The sequence below is a fragment of the Adhaeribacter sp. genome, from assembly GCF_057359045.1.
In genome coordinates this window covers 53,430-71,150 of record NZ_JBMQUD010000095.1, presented here as the reverse complement: position 1 = coordinate 71,150, position 17,721 = coordinate 53,430, and the positions used below count along the sequence as shown (strand labels likewise).

Annotated in this window: 15 protein-coding genes; 10 read left to right on the top strand and 5 right to left on the bottom strand. The window is 45.1% G+C overall.

Going from position 1 to position 17,721, the window contains the following annotated elements; genetic code table 11:
• The coding region (locus ACO1R6_RS15115; protein WP_486265762.1) for a methylenetetrahydrofolate reductase at positions 1–197 on the top strand (197 nt) is incomplete at its 5' end.
• A 174-nt stretch (positions 198–371) separates the two neighbouring features.
• Positions 372–644, top strand: coding sequence for a DUF4242 domain-containing protein (locus ACO1R6_RS15110; protein WP_486265761.1), 273 nt, complete (start codon positions 372–374; stop codon positions 642–644).
• A gap of 314 nt (positions 645–958) precedes the next feature.
• Here the strand turns inward: ACO1R6_RS15110 and ACO1R6_RS15105 are convergent, their stop codons facing one another.
• Positions 959–3,388, bottom strand: coding sequence for a TonB-dependent siderophore receptor (locus ACO1R6_RS15105; protein WP_486265760.1), 2,430 nt, complete (start codon positions 3,386–3,388; stop codon positions 959–961).
• A gap of 324 nt (positions 3,389–3,712) precedes the next feature.
• Positions 3,713–3,907 (bottom strand): hypothetical protein, encoded by a 195-nt coding sequence (locus ACO1R6_RS15100; RefSeq protein WP_486265759.1) that lies wholly within the window; start codon positions 3,905–3,907, stop codon positions 3,713–3,715.
• Positions 3,908–4,103: 196 nt separating this feature from the next.
• Here ACO1R6_RS15100 and ACO1R6_RS15095 point away from each other — a divergent pair, with 196 nt between their 5' ends.
• The 5 genes from ACO1R6_RS15095 (at position 4,104) to ACO1R6_RS15075 (ending at position 8,907) form a co-directional block, all read left to right on the top strand.
• Positions 4,104–5,108, top strand: a complete 1,005-nt coding sequence (locus ACO1R6_RS15095) for an NAD(P)/FAD-dependent oxidoreductase (RefSeq protein ID WP_486265764.1) — start codon at positions 4,104–4,106, stop codon at positions 5,106–5,108.
• Positions 5,109–5,268: 160 nt separating this feature from the next.
• Positions 5,269–5,589, top strand: a complete 321-nt coding sequence (locus tag ACO1R6_RS15090; RefSeq protein ID WP_486265758.1) for a 2Fe-2S iron-sulfur cluster-binding protein — start codon at positions 5,269–5,271, stop codon at positions 5,587–5,589.
• A 285-nt stretch (positions 5,590–5,874) separates the two neighbouring features.
• Positions 5,875–7,116 (top strand): NAD(P)/FAD-dependent oxidoreductase, encoded by a 1,242-nt coding sequence (locus ACO1R6_RS15085; RefSeq protein ID WP_486265757.1) that lies wholly within the window; start codon positions 5,875–5,877, stop codon positions 7,114–7,116.
• Positions 7,117–7,385: 269 nt separating this feature from the next.
• Complete coding sequence (locus ACO1R6_RS15080; RefSeq protein ID WP_486265756.1) at positions 7,386–7,904, top strand: LEA type 2 family protein; 519 nt, start codon at positions 7,386–7,388, stop codon at positions 7,902–7,904.
• 121 nt (positions 7,905–8,025) lie between these two features.
• Positions 8,026–8,907 (top strand): manganese catalase family protein, encoded by an 882-nt coding sequence (locus tag ACO1R6_RS15075; RefSeq protein ID WP_486265754.1) that lies wholly within the window; start codon positions 8,026–8,028, stop codon positions 8,905–8,907.
• 221 nt (positions 8,908–9,128) lie between these two features.
• On the opposite strand, the gene ACO1R6_RS15070 is transcribed toward ACO1R6_RS15075, so the two are convergent.
• Genes ACO1R6_RS15070 through ACO1R6_RS15060 form a run of 3 tightly spaced genes read right to left on the bottom strand, consistent with a single transcriptional unit; the run spans position 9,129 to position 15,437 of the window.
• Positions 9,129–10,448, bottom strand: coding sequence for an OmpA family protein (locus ACO1R6_RS15070; protein WP_486265753.1), 1,320 nt, complete (start codon positions 10,446–10,448; stop codon positions 9,129–9,131).
• A 17-nt stretch (positions 10,449–10,465) separates the two neighbouring features.
• Entirely contained in the window at positions 10,466–11,497 is a 1,032-nt protein-coding gene (locus ACO1R6_RS15065) for a PorP/SprF family type IX secretion system membrane protein (RefSeq protein WP_486265752.1), read from the bottom strand.
• Positions 11,498–11,510: 13 nt separating this feature from the next.
• Positions 11,511–15,437, bottom strand: coding sequence for a PKD domain-containing protein (locus ACO1R6_RS15060; RefSeq protein WP_486265750.1), 3,927 nt, complete (start codon positions 15,435–15,437; stop codon positions 11,511–11,513).
• A 291-nt stretch (positions 15,438–15,728) separates the two neighbouring features.
• On the opposite strand from ACO1R6_RS15060, the gene ACO1R6_RS15055 reads away from it, so the two are divergent.
• From ACO1R6_RS15055 to ACO1R6_RS15045, 3 genes are all read left to right on the top strand, one after another.
• Positions 15,729–16,295: a Crp/Fnr family transcriptional regulator gene (locus tag ACO1R6_RS15055; RefSeq protein ID WP_486265749.1), complete on the top strand. Its 567-nt coding sequence runs from the start codon at positions 15,729–15,731 to the stop codon at positions 16,293–16,295.
• Between the two features lie 56 nt (positions 16,296–16,351).
• Entirely contained in the window at positions 16,352–16,804 is a 453-nt protein-coding gene (locus ACO1R6_RS15050; protein WP_486265748.1) for a DoxX family protein, read from the top strand.
• Positions 16,805–16,961: 157 nt separating this feature from the next.
• Positions 16,962–17,696 (top strand): hypothetical protein, encoded by a 735-nt coding sequence (locus ACO1R6_RS15045; RefSeq protein ID WP_486265747.1) that lies wholly within the window; start codon positions 16,962–16,964, stop codon positions 17,694–17,696.
• Positions 17,697–17,721: the final 25 nt, after the last annotated feature.

The window sequence follows — 17,721 nt, the reverse complement described above, 5'->3', positions numbered from 1 at the left end:
TGTTTCACATCGATTTTCCGGATGATTTGGTAAATGCCATAGAGGCGGCCGCTACACCGCAGGCTGTACGGCAAGTTGGTATTGAGTGGGCTATTCAGCAATCGAAAGAACTGATACAATTTGGCGTGCCTTGCCTGCACTTTTATACCATGAGTAAATCCGACGCGGTGGTTTCTATTGCCAAAGAGGTTTTTTAATCTTCATAGGTATTTTGGTAACTATATAGCAGTTAGCGCAAGTTATAAATTAGATATTTTCATAAAAAAATATAACTTTTATTATTGCAACTTTTAATTAAAATTATTAATTTTAGTTAGGCTACTTTATATAGTCCAGATTAGAAGTTAGTAAGCATTTTGAAATTTACCATTATGCCAAAGTATATAATTGAAAGGGAAATTCCCGGAGCAGGTAAATTAACTGCTGACCAGTTAAAAAATATTTCGCAAACTTCGTGTGGCGTGCTCAATAACATGGGGCCACAAATTCAGTGGTTACAAAGCTATGTAACCGGTGATAAAATATATTGCGTATATATTGCCCCCAATGAAGAAATGGTTCGCGACCACGCAAAGCAGGGAGGCTTTCCTGCTAATTCTGTAAGTGAAGTAGCAACAATTATTGACCCAACAACCGCAGAGTAATAATAGACTAATTAATATTTTATTACCGGTGAGATAAGGAAGGGAAAAGGCTGCTCTTTAGGGTAGCATAGAATTAGCTTATTCTGAATTTAATTATTGCAAAGAATTAACTGGTGCAACCGTACATTGTCTGGTCCCAGAAACACACCTTTTATTTTTAAATAATTAAATTAATTTACTCCTGATATAATTGATTTTTAGCTAGTTTAAGTTGATATATAGCTACTAATATTTTTGGTTTAACTTTTATTATATAAACAATAAAGGCTTCAGATATATCTGAAGCCTTTATTGTTTTAACGAAGTAAGTTATTTTAAAACTTATAAGAAACTACGCCCGAAATATTACGCGGCTGGATTCTGTCGATAAAGTTAGAGCGATAAGCATCGTAACCAATGGTGTCAAAAATATTATTAAATAACACCCGCACGCCCCAGTGCTTCTGGAAATCGTAACTTACCTGAGCGTTAGTAATGGTATAGGCTTTGTTGTTCCAGGGAGCCGTATTCGGGTCGATGGCATGGTACTGCACCCCTTCTTGCGTCCAGTCGTTGTAAGGGCGCTCGCCCAGGTAATAAACCCCAACGCCTACGCCTAAGCCGCGGACAGCACCGGTATTTACGGTATAATTAGCCCAGGCATTAAAAGTGTGCTTAGGCGTATTATTGGGTGCGGAGCCCGGTACAAAAGTAGTGTGGTCTTTAAATTGCGCATCGATGTAAGCATAGCCGGTAATTACCTCCAGATTGGGCAGTACCCGGCCGGTTAACTCTACTTCAACCCCTTTGCGCTCGTCGTTACCGCCTTTAATGTAGTACCCGGTGGGTTGTACCACGCCGTTCTGGTCTACTGCAAAAGACTGCAGGTTCATGTCTTTGTTGTTAATTTTAAAGAAGGTCAGGTTAAAGCGCAGGCGGTCGTTTAACCACTCCGATTTAATACCCGCTTCTAACTGGTCTATGCGTTCGGCCCCCAGCGGTTCGCCGTTTACATCTACTACCGAAGCCGACCGCGGATTGGTGCTGTTGGTATAAGAACCAAAAATATTGAAGCCATCTTTTACGGTAAGCATTACACCGGCCAGTGGGTTCCAGAAGTTGGAAGTAGCGCTAGACACCCCATCGTCGCGGGTTTTATTGGTGCTGTAACGTACGCCGCCGTATACGCGGGCCCAATTGGTAACCTGAATAACATCCTGGGCGGTAATGCCAAACCGGTGGTCGTAAGATTGGTTTTGCCCGGTTTTCTCAAAAGCAGGTACGTTTTCGGGCATTACATTCGAAACCGTGGCGGGGTCCAGCACATTTACCTGGTCTATCAAAATAGAGTTATAAAGCGGCTGGTACAGGTCGATGTAACGGTAATCGGCCCCTACCTGGAAAGTATGTTGCAGCTTACCGGTTTTGAGTTTATGACCTACTAAATCTAACTGAAACACCGAGCTTTTATCTTCGCGGGCCTGGTTGTGGGCAATGGAGCGGTTATAAATATTTACTTGCTCGGTATTAATGCCGGCTCCTCTGGCTGCGGCCAAGCCGGTTTTAATCGCATCCGAATCGTAATTAGAGTAAAAAGCGGCTGCCCGCAGGTATAAATTACTGGTTAAATCTTGTTTAAAGCGGGCGGTATAGGTGGCATGTTTTACCGCGGCATTATCCGATTCAAAACCCAGGAACCGGTTTTTAGGCAAATCATATATTTTATTTTCTTTGTTTCCTACCGATAAATTAACCGTGCCGGCATCAATGGTCTGATTGTCATCAAAATAATCTAGCTCCAAGGTTAAAGTACTTTTGGCCGTTGGCCGCCATTCCAGCGATGGATTAATATAAAACGATTCGTTGCGCATGTGGTCGCGGAATTTGCCTCCGTTTTCGTAAGCACCATTTAACCGGATAGCCAGGGTATTTGATTTATTCAGGATGCGCTGCACATCAAAAGTAGGCCGGATTAAATTAAAGCTGCCCACCCGCAGCGATACCGCACCGCTGTTCTGGAATTTAGGCGTTTTGGTTACTACGTTTACAATCCCGCCGGGGCCGCCCAAATCGGTAGCAGCGCCCATGGTTATGGCACTGGCACCTTTTAATACTTGTATGCTTTCTACCCCTTGCATATCAGTAGAAAATCCCATGCCCCGAAAATCGGTGAGTACCCGTACCCCGTTCTTTAAAGTAGGAATACCCCGGAAACCGCGCGAAGAAATACTTTCTCTGACGCCGCCGTAAGTAGCGTAGGTATATACGCCCGGCACGTTGCGTACGCCTTCTATCACCGAAAGCGCTCCCTGCTGCTCAATCAATTTTTCCGAAATAACCGAAACCGACTGCAGTTGCTCACTTAATTTTAAAGGCAAACGGGTAATGGCATCTAATTTTTCGGGCTGTTTATTCCGGGCGCCAAAAACTTCCACTTGCGTCAGTTCGCTTGCCGCCGGCTTTAATTTAAAATTGAGCTCAATAATTTCATTTTCTTTTAACTCTACTTTTTTAGTTAGGCTTTCGAAACCAACCACCGATGCTTTAACCTGGTGCGAACCAGCCGGGAGGTTGGTTATTTCAAAGGAACCGTTTTCGTTGGTGGCGGTACCATAAATGGTACCCTCTACCCTTACGGTAGCGTGCGGCATAGCAGTTCCGTCTTCTAACTGTACTTTTCCTTTTATTCCGGATGTAATATTTTGAGCCCAGGATACTTGCGTAAAAAGAATAAAAATACAGAGAAAGCGTAATCGTTTGAACATGATTTAAACCGTTAAAAAATTAAAAATTTGTAAAAACCTGCGCTTTTGTTTGCTGTTTATGCTTAGAAATTAATAATGAGCTAATTAGCCGTTATTAAAAGCCGGTTTTATTTAGAATAATTTTAAACTGGCACAAACCAACTGCTTATTTAGATTAATTCCAAATAGAATTTTCTTTTTTATTTTGTATGCTTTCGCGGGCAAACCTGGTTCGGTTAGGTATTTTTAGAATTACCTATTACTTTTGCAGCAGAAAAATCTAATTAGTTAAAAAAGGATAGTAAAAAATTTCTGGCTTAACGCAACAAACCTTTTATAAACGGGTTAATTAGAAATAACAGTTTTTTTCTTCTTCGCTTTAGAACTTAGCATACTGGCTTTTCTAAAGAATAATATGTAGTAACCATGGAAAAGAGCAACAACAGAACCTTTTTCAATTTGCAAATTCAGCAGAACAAACCCGGCAACGGCTTTGTTGTAGCCTGTTGTTGCTGTTGTTCTTGTTGTTGTTAACCCCAACTTCTATTGGTTTAAAACCGGCTCCCTTTTTATAGTGCGGCACCACCACTATGGCTATTTATAGCCGTAACCTTTCTGTTTATACCAGAAAAATAAATTTAAACGAATTCTCTTTACTTTATAATTGTTTTATACCTGGTTATGCTGTAAGCCAGCGTACCTTCATCCTTATTTTTATTATATAATTATCATGAATATTTTATCAACAGATATATGCATTATTGGGGCAGGCCCCGTTGGATTATTTGCCGTATTTGAAGCTGGTTTGTTAAAAATGCGTTGCCACGTGGTAGATGCCCTGGCGCAAACCGGCGGACAGCTTTCTGAAATTTATCCTAAAAAACCGATTTACGATATTCCGGGCTTTCCGGAAGTACTGGCCGGCGACCTGGTAAAAAACCTGGAGAAACAAATTGAGCCCTTTAAACCTACTTTTACCCTAGGCGAACGCGTAGAGCGCTTTACCCGCCTCGACGATGGTTCTTTTATTGTGTATACCGTAGCAGGCACCGAAATTAGCTGCAAGGTAATTGTAATTGCCGCCGGTTTAGGTTCTTTTGAGCCGCGCAAACCGGCCATTGAGCACCTGGCCCTGTACGAAGGCAAAGGCGTAAATTACATGATTCTGGACCCCGAAAAATACCGCGACCAGCGCGTAGTAATTGCCGGCGGCGGCGACTCAGCTTTGGATTGGACGATATTTTTAGCCAACGTGGCCAAAGAAGTTACGCTGGTGCACCGGGGCACTACTTTCCGGGGCGTTCCCGAATCGGCGGAAAAAGTACAGCACCTGGCCGAAGCCGGCAAAATTAAATTATTGCTAAAATCTAACGTGGTAGGCGTTAGCGGCGAAGAAAAACTCGAAGCCGTTACCATTTCGTTTAACAACGAAGAAGATGTCGTTCAGGAAACCGATTATTTTATTCCGCTATTTGGCCTTACCCCGAAACTGGGACCGCTGGAAGACTGGGATTTAGAATTGCAGGATGGCGCGATTGTGGTAAATACCTTTGATTATTCTACCAACATAGAAGGCGTTTACGCCATCGGCGATATCAACACCTATCCGGGTAAATTAAAGCTTATTTTGTGCGGTTTCCACGAGGCTGCCCTGATGGCCCAAAGCGCTTACAAGTACCTGAACCCGGACAAAAAATTCACTTTAAAATATACCACCGTAAACGGGGTACCTACATTATAGTAGTTAGCTTTTAGTTGTTAGTGATTAGTTATCAGCCCATAATAATCACTAACAACTGAATAATTGTATTTTGGATAACAATAATAGGCTGGTTTGTAATTAGGAATTTGAAAAGACAAGATAAAACTAACCCCTAATAACTAATCACTAAAAACTAAAAATGAGCGATATAAAAGTATATGTACAGGAAGCATCCGGTGAAAAAAGTCCGGTAGAAGCACCTACCGATATGGGTTTGAGTTTAATGGAAGTGTTAAAGGCCAGCGGCTACCCCATTGCGGCTACTTGCGGCGGGATGGCTTTGTGCGCTACCTGCCACGTAGAAGTACTCAGCGACCACGAATTGCCGCCGCCCTCCGACGACGAAGGGTACATGCTGGATAGTTTACCCGTAGTTACCGATTCCAGCCGCCTATCGTGCCAAGTGCGGGTTACGCCTAATATTAATGGTTTGGTGGTAAAGCTGGTTCCCGTAGAATAGTTATCGGGTCGGGGGTAATTGAAAAATTTTAGTAACCAGAATTTTAACTGAAAGAGAAAATATTTGATTTATACCGGAGGCAATTAGCTTGTTTTTGGCATTAATTAAAACGAAAGAGGCCTGGAAAATCCAGGCCTTTTTACGTACACCCAAAACAATTTTAAAATAAAATCTACTGCTTAGAGAGCAAAAACAAGCTTGGGTTTAATTAAACTGAAAAAAAAATCTACTTTTTTTAAACAAATACCTTAACTACTTGTATATCAAAGGTATTTTTTTTCACAAATGGAACACTACCCGGTAATAATTATTGGGGCGGGCGTAGCCGGCCTCAGTTGCGCGGCCTACCTGACCCAGGCAAATAAACCATTCTTACTCCTGGAGGCCAGCGACGGTGTAGGCGGCCGGGTCCGGACTGACCGGTTTAAAGGCTATTTGCTGGATCGGGGCTTTCAGGTATTTTTAACCAATTACCCCGAAGCCCGCAAACTCCTGCATTACGAAACATTGGATTTACACGCTTTCCGGTCTGGGGCTATTATTCGGCGCGAGCAAAAATTAATTCGGGTTATCAATCCGCTTAAAGAGCCCAACCAGGTATTCAGTACCCTTTTTTCGCAGGTAGGCACCTTATCCGATAAATTTCGGATTTTAAAAATAGCTGCGCAAACCGCCAGCCAGTCTAATGAGCAGTTACTCCGGGAAAAAGGTATCACCACCATGGCTTACCTGCACCAGAAAGGGTTCAGCGAAAAAATAATCTCTAACTTTTTTGTACCTTTTTTTGGTGGCGTTTACCTGGACCGGGAATTACAAACCAGCAGCAATTTTTTCCGTTTTGTGTTTAAATATTTTCTTAATTCCGAAGTTACTTTACCGGCCGATGGCATAGAAGCTATTCCGGCACAAATGGCCGATAAATTATCGCCGAATGCTTTGCGTTTGGGGGTAACCGTAGAACATCTCGCCCCAAACAACCAAATATTGCTGGCCGATGGTACAATTTTAAAAGCCGATACCGTGGTTTTAGCTACCGATGCAAGCGCAAGCGCGAAAATTTTAGGAACACCTGTCACCCAAAATTTTAAACAAACAACATGTACTTATTTTGCGGCCGATGAATCGCCGGAAAAATCTAAACTTTTAATGCTGAATACCTGCACCAACGCGGTAGTACATAATTTAAGTATCCCAAGCGATATTTGCGCCAGTTATGCCCCGGTTGGTAAAACTTTAATATCGGTGAGTACGCACGGCCAGAAAAGCCGGCCAGACGAAAAGTTACCGGTAAAAATTAAAGACGAGTTACGCCACTGGTTCGGCGAACAGGTAGATACCTGGCGCTACCTCCGGAGCTACCATATTCCCGAAGCGTTACCCTCCACCGCCCCAACGCCCGCCAAGCCTGCCTTGCAAATGAGTACCAACCAATACCGTTGCGGCGACTACACGGCTTATCCGTCTTTAAATGCAGCTATGGCTACCGGCCGCCTGGTAGCAGAGGCCATCACGGGCCAAAAATTCTAGCCTTTTTACATTATTTACTATCAACGCGCGCACCTATCTCAACTGCAACAGTTAAACCTGTATTTATACTTAAAAATAATTCTTTCTGGCGTGCCGCTACCTGCATTCTGGGTAGCGCAGGTTTTAAAAAAACTTTGTACGGCTAGCATCTAGTTTACGGCCTTAAAATACTAAGGCCAGCAGAATTACCTGATTCTGGGTTACAGGAATCTGGCTATAAAACCAAGGTTAATTTAATCAGGTAAAAGTAGCAGGAGATAGCCGATACTATGAAGAAAGCCCTTAAAATAATTGGTCTGCTGATAATATTTTTACTCATAGCTGCAGGTATAACTGCGGCCTTGATACCACGCCAGCAATTAATAAATTATGTAGCCCCCGAAGTGCGGTACGTTACGGTAACCAATGCCATTATTACCGAAACCAAAGCCGATTTAGAGGTACAATTAGAAGTAACCTCTAAGCTGATACCGGTTTTTGTAGATAGCCTGGTTTACGATTTCCGGTTGTTCGACGAAAGTTTAGCCCGTGGAAATCAGAAATTTAAACCAGATTCTAAATCCGGCAAAGTACAGAATTTAATCATTCCGGTTTCGGTAGATCAGGAAAGAGCCCGACAATTAATCCGCCGACAGGTTTCTGAAGGTCAGAAGATTAAGGCCCACATAGAAGCTTATTGCCGTTTTCCGGTAGTGGGTTTACGGCGGGTAAACATAGACCGCGAAGTAGACATGACCATTCCTTTGCCAGGCACCGAAATTGTGCCGGTATCTTTAAGAGGCTACTAAAAATACGGATTTTAAGAAGCGATTTATACGTAAATTCTTATTCCGTCACAACCAATCGCTAAAACGAGGTCGTAAACAAAGAGCAAACTTTAATCTATTTCTAATCTTTAATCTTTATATTATGTTTTATCACGATAAGCGATTGCAATACAAAGTTAAAGTAGACAAGCCCAATCCGGCTTTTGCTCGCATGTTACAACAAGCTATTGGGGGAGTTGAAGGCGAAATAAGGGTTTGTTTGCAGTATTTGTTTCAAGCCTGGGGAAGCCGCGGCCCCGTAAAATACCGCGATATGCTTCTGGAAACCGGTACCGAAGAAATGGCCCACATTGAAATGTTGGCTACGGCAGTGGCTTTAAACCTGGAAGGCGCGCCGGCTAGTTTAAAAGATGAATTTGCGCAGGATAAAATGGTGGGTGCCATTCTGGGAGGCATGGACCCACGGCATATACTATCGGCCGGGCAGAGCGCTATGGCCGCTGATGCCAATGGCGTACCATTTAATGGCTCGTGGGTAGTGGGTACCGGCAATATTGCCGCTAACATGATAGCCAATGTACACGCCGAAGCTTCGGGCCGGGTTTTAGCTACCCGCCTGTGGGAAATGACCGATGACCCCGGCATGAAAGATTTTCTGGCTTTCTTAATTGCCCGCGACACCATGCACCAGAACCAGTGGATGGCCGTAATAGAAGAACTGGGTGGCTTGCAAGGCGCTTTCCCGATACCAAACAGCTTCCCGCAGTCCGAAGAAGTGCAAGGGTTTAATTATTCTTTTGTATCAACGAATATTTCCGGCGATTCGCAGGCCATGGGCCGCTGGTCGGAAGGTACTTCTGTGGATGGAAAAGGCGAATTTAAGTTTGTGAAAGCCGAACCTTTAGGCGGAGAACCAATGTTGGGACCTCCAGATCCGCGGGGTCATGCCCAAAAAGAAGAAATGACCGGCAACATGGGCGGCCTGGGAGGTTTAGTTGATAAAGTAAAAGATGCTTTAGATTAAACTATTCTGAACAGCAAAATGTATAATATGGCTAAACGGTTATAATAGATATAACTGTTTAGCCATTGCTTTTTAGGTTATATTATTTTACTATAAAAATGTACCGCTCTTTTATGTTTTCAAATAATGCCCGGGTTCGCAGGCGGCGTAACATTCCCGGACTAAATTTTTACCTTTTAGTTATTGGGGTGTTACTTTTGGTACTCTTTTCCTTGTACTAATTACTCACCCAATATAATCTCTACCCGCCGGTTTTTTGCCCGGTTAGCCGCCGATTGGTTGGGTACCGTTGGTTGGGTGCTGCCATAGGCTTGCCAGGTAATCCGGTGCTGCGGTACTCCTTGCGCCTGCAAAAATTTAGCTACTGTTTGCGCCCGGCGCCCCGATAACTGCTGGTTTGCGCTTTCGGTACCCGTATCATCGGCATGCCCCTTAAGAAAAACAGCCTGGTTGGGGGTTTGCTGTAATTGGGTTAAAAATCTTTGCAAAACACCTTGGCTCGCCGTATTTAATTCCGCAGCATTTACCTCAAAATAAATAATTGCCGCAGGTACCACCGCTTGGTTCTCTGTACCGCTTGCCACCACCGGATTTGGTATTTCCGGTACAAGGGCCAAGTTATCTGTTTTCCCTGGTCCGGAAATATCGGCTAACCGGATAGAATAAATATCGGTATCTTCTTTGTTACTGCCTTCGCTGGTAAAGTAAGCCCGTTCGCCGTCGGCATCTATTACAAAATAGCCTTCAAAACCGGCGGTATTTACTTCTTTGCCTAAGTTAACCGGTTCCGACCACCGCTGCCAGGAGTTATCTAACCGTTTACTCATAAAAATATCGGCCTCGCCAAAGCCACCGTGCCCGTTGCTGGCAAAGTACAGGGTTTTCCGGTCCGGGGCCAGGAAAGGCGCAATTTCAAAGCCTTGGCTATTTAACGTGGATCCTAAATTTACCGGCTCCGACCACTCCCTAGTACCTACCCGCCTACACACAAAAATATCTTCCAATTGCGCCGTATCGGCTTGCATCGACAATAACAAAATACTATCGGTAGCCGGAAAAAAATTAATAAATCCGGTTTCGGGCGCAAAATTCCGGATAGTTACCGCTTGGGGTTTAGACCAGCCCGTTGCCGTAGAGGTAGCAAAAGATAAGCCGGGTGCCATGCGGTTCCGCGACAAATACACATTGCTCAGCCAAACGCTATCGCCGGTAGCACTTACCGCGCTGATGGCATTGTTGTAAATATTATTCAGGGGTGGGCCAATATTCTGGGGCTCCTGCCATTTGCCGGCAGCTTCGTGGTAGGTACTAAACCAAATATCCTGGCCGGCGGTTTGCCCTCCCATATTGCCCGGGTGGTTACTCCGGACAAAATATATTCTCTTACCGTTTGGCGTAAGAACCGGCATTAATTCGTCGGCTACAGAATTTAATTCGGGCACCGGAACCGCTTTGCGCACCTGGCTTAAACTTAATTGGGGAAAAATCAGCCAGTATACTCCCAGTAAGTAATATATATATTTAGCTCTTAAGAATGGCATGCCCCAGTTAAGCATTATTACCAACGATAATACATCGGTGATTTAATGCGGTAAGAATTTCCTAAAATAAAACCAAGCATTAATTCGTGGCTGCCGTGGTTATAATTATACAGGTTGGAGGTAGCCATTTCGTAGGCGTAGCCCACATTTAAAACGGCGTTTAAATTAAACCCGGCTAAGGCAGCTACAGCGTTCTGATGCCGGTAAGATACCCCGCCCCAATATTTGCGCAGGTACGATGCTTTCAGGTTTACATCTACTGAAACCGGGCTGGGCTGCACGTATTTTACCAACACCGAAGGCATTAGTGCCAACTCCTGCCCTAACCTGATTTCGGTACCAGCCATTAAAAAATAATGATTCGGAAAGCGTTGTAACTGCCCGGTGTTCATGCCGCTAAAATCAATAGCGTTCTGAAATAACTGCGCTACCGTGGCTCCCACGTAAAAACTTTTGCCGTACAAAGTGGTGCCAACGCTTACTTCGGGTAGCAGGCGGGCATCGAGGTATTGGTTTACCACGGGGTCGGCCTGGGGGCCAAAATCCAGTTCCGAAATATTAAGGCTGTAACGGGTTAAACCGGCCGTAATACCTGCAGACAGTTTCATGGTACGGTTAGCTACTGGCAAATGATAGGCGTACGAAAAAGCAGCTCCTAAACGCTTGTAAGGGCCCATTTTATCAGAAATCAGCATACCGCCTACACCTTGGTGCGGCTTTAAAAATTTAAAATCGTTGGCCTCTTTGTACCGCAGTTTATTTATCAGGTTACTTTTTCCGCGGGCCGGTAAAGAAATAATAGAGCTGCTCCGGTCTGCTTTTTTTAAAGGTCCGTGGGCCGTTAAATAAAAAGAACTCGGCGATTCGGCCAGGCCCAGCCACTGATTGCGGTAACTTACTTTAATGTCGGTATAATTTTCGATGCCGGTTAAAGCCGGATTAAGCAGGTAGCCGTTGAGCATATATTGGTTATACTGCGGCTTTTGCTGCGCCCGCACGCCATAACAGAGGCAAAGAAATAAAATAAATAATAAGTAAATCTTTTGCACGTGCACTCCTCCCTTATTTAACAATAGAAACATGCCCCGTAATTGGTTTATGGCCGTTATGGGGACTAATAATATAATAATAAGTAGCCATGGGCAGCGATTTACCGTTGCGCATACCGGTCCAGGCCGTTGTATTTCCGCCTTCGTATACCTTACTGCCCCACCGGTCAAATATTTCGATGGTTACCTGCTGGTACTCTTGTATGTTCTGAATGACCCAAGCATCGTTAACGCCGTCTTCGTTCGGCGAGAAAGCATTCGGGATTTTAAGCCGGGGCAATACCCGGATGGTTAGCGCATCGGTATTGGTGCAGCCGGCCGCCGAAGTTACGGTTAAGGTATAAGTAATGGTTTCGAGCGGGCTGGCTACCGGGTTAGCGACAGTAGCATTACTTAAACCAGTGGCCGGCGACCATAAAAAACTACCCTCTCCGGTAGCTTTCAGGGTATAAGATTCGCCTTCTATTATTTCTATATCGGGTCCGGCGGCTACGGCTGGCGTGGGATTAAATTTAATTTGTACGTCATCGGTGGCATCTGGGCAAGGGGCATTCCGGACGGTCCAGCGCAAAGTATATAATTCGTTATAGCGGCCGGTAAAGCGGGCATTGGGCAAATCAGGATTAGAAAAATTACCACCGGCACCACTTACTACGGTCCAGGTGCCGGTACCCACTGTTGGTATTTGTGCCGCTAAAGCAGTGCTGGTAACACCACATACATTTACCTGGTCGGGGCCGGCCAAAGCTTGCGGCTGGGCGCTGATGGTTATGGTACGGGTAATTACATCCTGGCACCCAGCTTCGCTGGTTACGGTAAGTTTAACCGCATAATTGCCCGACGACCGGTACGTGTAGCTGGGGTTTTGCTGAGTAGCCGTACTGCCATCGCCGAAATCCCATTGCCAGGTAGTAATACGGCCGCTGCTTACGGTAGAGGCATCGGTAAAGGCTACCGCTTCTTTCTCGCACAAATTAACGGCATTAAAAGTAGCTATGGGTTTAGGACTTACCACAATTTGCCGGGTTAACCGGTCGATACAGCCGTTGGCACCTGTTACGGTTAAGCTAATGGTAAAAGTACCCGGTGCCTTATATTGATAAACGGGTTGTCGGCCCGTAGCGGTAGCACCATCGCCAAAGTTCCAGGTATAATTGGCAATTGTTCCACCCGGTATGCTAGAGGCTTCGTTTAAGGTAATATTTTCGCCGACACACACATTAACCGTGGTGAAAGCCGCCGTAGGACTAGGTATTACGGTTATGGTTTTGGTAATGGTTTCCTGACAGGTTTGCCCGGAGTAAGCTACCAGGCGCACCACGTAGTTGCCCGCCTGGCTATACAAATGTTTGGGGTGTTGCTCGGTGCTGGTGGTGCCATCGCCAAAATTCCACTCCCAACGAATTATTTTACCAAAAGCAATGGTAGTGGCATCGGTAAATTTAACGGTATCTTTCTGGCATAAATCCCGGAAAGTAAAGTCGGGCCGTGGTTCGGCGGCACTTACCATAAAGGTTTGGGCTAATACATCCTGGCAACCATTGGCTGTAGTTACGGTTAGTTGCACCGGGTAATTGCCTGCAGTTGCGTACCGGTGGCTCGGATTCTGGTCTGTAGAAGTAGCTCCGTCGCCAAAGCTCCATAGGTACGTTAAAGCGCCGCCGCCCGGCACGGCAGAATTATTGGTGAACGTAATCACATCGCGCACACAGGCATCGGGCAACGTAAAGGCCGCCTGGGGCTTAGGGAAAATAATAATAACTTTCGAGAGAGTGTCGCTGCAGCTTATATCCGAGAATACTTTTAACCGTACCCGGTAGCGCCCGGCCTGGCTAAACTGATGACTGGGGTTTTGCTCGGTAGAAGTGCTCCCGTCACCAAAAGTCCATTCCCACCGGTTTATGGTGCCCACGGCCGTGGTGCTCTGGTCAGTAAAAACTGAGGCGTTACCTTCGCATACCGGCACCGACGCAAAAACCGGTACGGGCTTGGGGTAAATAATTACCCTCTGCGAGAGGGTATCGATACAACCGCCATTATTGGTAACCATTAATTTTACTCGGTAGGTACCGGGCGCCGAAAACAAGTGCTTGGGGTTTTGTTTATCCGAAATATTATTTCTTCCGGAACCAACATCGCCAAAATCCCAGCTCCATTTTTTTATGGCATTGTTCTGACTAACATTGGAGGCATCGGTAAAGGCAGTAGAGTCGCGGTAGCAGGGTACACTAAAATTAAAAGCTGCTACCGGGTTAGGATTCACGGTAAAGTCGTAGGTTATCTCGTCCTGAGCATCGCAATCTACATCGCTGGAGCGGGTTATCATTAACTTAACTGTAAAAGTACCGGCCTGGCTGTACGTATATTCCGGCGATTTAATGGTATAAGCCGTGGGCGATACCTGCACAATTTTGGTTAAATCTTTTTCTTCGTACACCGGCGAACCATCGCCAAAGTCCCAAACTATTTTCAAGGGGGCATAGGGGAAATTGCCCGTAAAATCCAGCACTTTGCCCAGACAACCCGAGTCGGTACCGGTATTGGTGTTGGCTGTAATATTTTTGGAGAGGTCCTTTACATTGGCTCCCGCCGAATAAGCGTAAGATTCTACGGCGCCGTAACCATAAGCAATTGCGTTAAAACCGGCGTCGGCGGTGAGGTTATGCGTAGGCTGGCCGTTCGAAATAAGCGATACATCTTCCTGCAGGTAAGAATATTCTGAATTGGGGATAGGTACAAAATTAGCTGTTGGGCGGTTGCCGTTTATCCGAAAAGAATTTATTTCGGCAGTTTTCATTACCACATTTATATAATGCTGGGTAATGTTGGTAGCCGGGTTGGTTTGGTTTTGTAACGCCGAGTAAAGCGTGGTGCTGGTTACAGTTTGTTCTACGGGGTTTAGTACTACCATATCGGGGTCGCCGGGAAAAAGCGGGTTATTGGTGCCCCGGCCCGAATTGCGGAAATCGCAGGTTTGGGCAATCTGAAACTGGGCTACCGAAATGCCTTTATCGGCGGTAATAACATTGCTCCGGTCGCTCTGGAACTCAATCATGGCTCCTTTGCGGTAAGGGTTGTTTAAAGGTGTACCATTGGCACTAACCGCCGAGCCATTTACCTGAACGGTGGTATTATCTTCGCCAACAATAATCCGGAAAATATCGAATGGGCGCTGAATAAACGGAGCCGTTACAAAATTTTTGCCCCAGGAACTAAGCGGGTAAAGCTGCTGGTAAAGGTTATCGCCGCCACTGGCCCCAAAACAGCCAAAAGCTGTCCAGGTACTACCCGAGAAAACCGCTACTTTTTTACAGGTTATGTTTTCGGGCACGTTGGTGGTTATCCGGCTACCCGTTAAATCAATTAAAGATTGTACCTGGTAAATTTCGCCGGCGTTTAATTTAACTTTAAACGGCGAATTGGCCGCCCGCCCGGCGCGGGTGCTTTGGGTAGGGGTAACTTCTACAGTGGTGTTATCTTCGGTTGCAATAATGGTAAATTGCGAGTAGCGTTCCGGTTCGTTGTTTGCCGGTAAAGATTGTTCGTAGTTCAAGGTGTAATATTCGCGCCCCATAGTAGCCGTGGGCAACACCAGGGTAGCCGCCGAGCGCGCACTCCGGAATATATGCGAATAAACCACAATGGGCTGCACGGCCGTAACGTGTATACCTTTTCTTTCGATTACCTCAGAGCCGGCAATGTACGCCTGGCTGCCTTCAATGGGCACTACGGTTACAGCGTTGGCATTAACCGGATAACTACGCGGTGCACCGACTCCAATGGTTACAGTAGCGGTAGTAGTTACATCAGAAGTTAAATACAGAAACATCCGGGAATTTAATCCGTCTATATGCCCCGTATAAGCCACCCAAAAATCGCGGCCTTTGTTAGACGAATTCTGGGCCTGCAGCGGCTGAACTACCCCTATTCCCAGAAGCAAGCATGCGCATAAAAGATAGAAATATTTTAACGAAAAGGGTAAAATTCTAATCATAATCCGGACAAAGCATAGAGCAGGGAAAGGGCTCTCCAAGTTAAATAATTAATCAGAAATTTGTATTCTCGCCGGTAAAAGTTTTATTTAAATAATCTAAAGCGCAGCCCAATTCCAATAAAGCGTTTTTAGCCGCTAAACAGATTTATATTTGCCAAGCTTATAGTAAGCTTATTTTTGTAAGAACCGCCAGCCTCTAATTACCCAGGGCAACAAAACAGGAAAGATTAAATTTAAATGGAACAAATCCGGGAATATTTTCAAAAACTGGTACCGCTCACCGAGGCCGAATGGCAAATATTTTCGTCGAAATTAGTACAACAGCAATTTTCTAAAAAAACCATTTTGCTTAAAATCGGCCAAACCGAAAATTTTCTTTCCTTTATCCAGGCAGGCATTATTCGGTTTTATATTCCCAAAGAAGAAAACGACTTAACCTTTGGTTTTGCCTTTACGAATAATTTTGTAAGTGCTTACGATTCTTTTCTGGCCCAAAAGCCCTGTACTTACCAGGTAGAAGCCCTGACAGATATAACGCTTTGGCGAATAACTTACCCTGATTTACAAATTGTTTACCGCGAAACGGCTGTTGGCAATACCATTGGGCGGTTGGCCGGCGAAGACCTGTTTCTAAAAAAATCGAGCAGAGAACTGGCGCTGCTAAATGAAACCGCCGAACAACGCTACCTGAATTTATTTACCGAACAACCGCAATTGATAAAACAAATTCCGCTTAAATATATTGCCACTTACATCGGGATTACGCCGCAAGCCCTCAGTCGCATCCGGAAACGGATTTCTTAACCCAGGTTCATTGTTTTCTTTTTGCCGGCAACGGAATTTTGTAGAAAAGAATATTTATGAAACCGTTAATTGTGTTACTCGCGGGTTTTGCGCTTGCCTTACTGGGCCAGCAAATTTGGGTTAAAGAAATTATTCTGGCGATAGCGGGCCAGGTTGCTATGGCGGTTATGTTGTGTTTTACGGCCGTGGCACATTTTGCTTTTACCCGAGGCATGACCATGATGCTGCCCGATTTTGTTCCGGGTAAAACAGCTCTGGTGTACTTAACCGGGATTATAGAAATTGCGGCGGCCATTGGTTTACTTATTCCGGCAGTACAAACTACAACCGCCTGGTCTTTAATCGGCTTTTTTATTTTACTACTGCCGGCCAATATTTACGCCGCTATGCACCACGTAGATTATCAGAAAGGCACTTACCAGGGCAACGGTTTGTCTTATTTATGGTTCCGGGTTCCGCTCCAGGTTCTATTTATTATCTGGACTTACCTATGCGTACTTGGGGGTTAACTCTAGCCACAAGAACTTAGACTTCTGCTTTAAAATATTATCATTCTTTAAGATTTAAGCGCCGGTTGCGGTAAGTTTAAATTTTACTTTCTGAGGAGCAGCTAAAATTAAGTTTATTGCGTAAAACCATTGTTTCCTGAACCACAACCAAACAAACTTGGGTAGAATCGAAGATTTTTTGGCCCGCGCCCTTCCCAGTAAGGCCGAAATATTGTTGCTAAGTCCGCTGATATTTATTTATGTGCTGCTGGTAGCTATACTGGTTTGCTACCTGAAAAAATACCGGCAGGTACGCACGCCCTATACCCGTAAAATTTTTCATTTTCTCATATTTACCACGGCGGGCATTTTCCAGTTCTGGTTTGGGCTGTCGCTGGTAGTTTTATTTGGCTCCATTGTAAGTTTATTTGTTTTGGCGGCTGTGCTGCTAGGCAATGGGTTTATATTTTATGAGGCCCTGGCCCGCGAAACCGATCGCCCCCACCGTACTTTGTTTGTTTTAGTACCTTTGTTTACCACGGCTTTGGGCGGTGTACTCATTAATATTTTCTTTCCGCAGTTCTCTTTTATTGGGTATCTGGTAGGCGGCTGGGGCGATGCCGTAGGCGAACCCGTGGGCACCCGCTGGGGCAAACACCGCTATGCTGTACCTTCTTTAATGGGCGTACCGGCCCAACGCAGTTTAGAAGGCTCGGGGGCAGTGGTATTGGTTAGCACTTTGGTGGCGTTTGCCGGCTTGTATTTGTCTGGCTATCCGGTAACAGTAGCCGCCGGTACGGCGCTGGCCTGCGGTATAGGTAGTGCCGCCGTAGAAGCCATTAGTAACCACGGCCTCGATAATTTAACCATTCAGGTAGCAGCCGCCGGCATTGCTTATTTTCTGCTTGGTTAAACCAGATATTTTCATTACAAAAAGC